The 1,059-nt window shown below is 64.3% G+C and carries 2 protein-coding genes; both read left to right on the top strand.

What is annotated here, in order from left to right:
* Positions 1 to 79 precede the first annotated feature (79 nt).
* On the top strand, positions 80 to 391 hold the full coding sequence (locus tag ACSFA3_RS25695) for a phosphopantetheine-binding protein (RefSeq protein WP_093056949.1): 312 nt from the start codon (positions 80 to 82) through the stop codon (positions 389 to 391).
* Between the two features lie 4 nt (positions 392 to 395).
* Positions 396 to 1,040 carry a COG4648 family protein gene (locus ACSFA3_RS25690; RefSeq protein ID WP_435464747.1) on the top strand — a complete coding sequence of 215 codons (645 nt, stop codon included), beginning with the start codon at positions 396 to 398 and terminating at the stop codon, positions 1,038 to 1,040.
* The last annotated feature ends 19 nt before the right edge of the window (positions 1,041 to 1,059 follow it).

Raw genomic sequence — 1,059 nt, 5'->3', positions numbered from 1 at the left:
AGGGTGAACAGGCCCCAAGCCGCACTCCTATAATCCACGGCCCGCACGGTAGTTCAGGAAAAAGTTTTAGGAGGTTTTTTTGTCATCGACTGCTCAGCCCCCCATTCCCGCCACTGGCGATGCCTCCGAACAGTCGCCGATCGAAAAAGAGCTGGCCGTGCTGCTCGTGAACGCGCTGAACCTCGAAGTGGCCCCCGAGGACATCGTGCCGACCGACCCGCTCTATGGCGAAGGCCTGGGACTCGACTCGATCGACATCCTCGAAGTGGCGCTCGAAGTCTCGCGCCGCTATGGCTTCCAACTGCGTTCGGACGATGAACGCAACCAGCAGATTTTCCAGTCGCTGCGTACGCTCGCGACCCACGTCGCCCAGCATCGCGTGGCTTCCTGATCCCATGTCGCGATGGCGAATAGCACTCCTTCTGGTGGCAGGCGTGGCGTATGCCGGCCTGTCCCACTGGATGACGCTGTTCCATGCCACGGAACCGTGGGCGGTCGTGGTGTTGCTCGGGCCGCTCTGGCTCGCTGCCATGGGCCTTGCCGCCAGCTGGTTCGGTCGCTGGGGCCTTGCCACTGTGGCCGTTCTGGGCGTTGGCGGCTTCTCGCTCGTCTTCCTCGGTGAGGCGGGCGATCCCAATCGCTTGTATGTGCTGCAGCACGTGGCCATCAACGCCGCGCTGTGCGGCTGGTTCGGCTCCACGCTGCGCGGCAAGGGCCTGCCGCTGATCACGCAGTTCGCGCAGCGGGTGCACCCGCTCAAGGGACACATGCTGTCCTACACCACGCAGCTCACGCGCATCTGGACCGGCTTCTTCGCGCTGACGGTGCTGGCGTCGATCCTCATCTACCTGACACGGCCGTTCTCCGACTGGTCGCTGTTCGCCAATGTGCTGTCGCCCGTGATGGTGACGCTGCTCTTCGTGGGCGAGCACTTTGTGCGCTACCGGCTGCATCCCGAATTCGAACGCACGCGCCTCGTGGATGCGGTGCGCGCGTTCTATGGCACATCGTCGGTGGACACCAGCCCCGGCGGCCAATGACACAGGCGCCGCCCGCGTG

Source organism: Variovorax glucosi, from assembly GCF_051216695.1.
GTDB lineage: Bacteria > Pseudomonadota > Gammaproteobacteria > Burkholderiales > Burkholderiaceae_C > Variovorax.
Note: the sequence above shows the minus strand (reverse complement) of the source record. Positions and strands in the feature narration are given on the sequence as shown.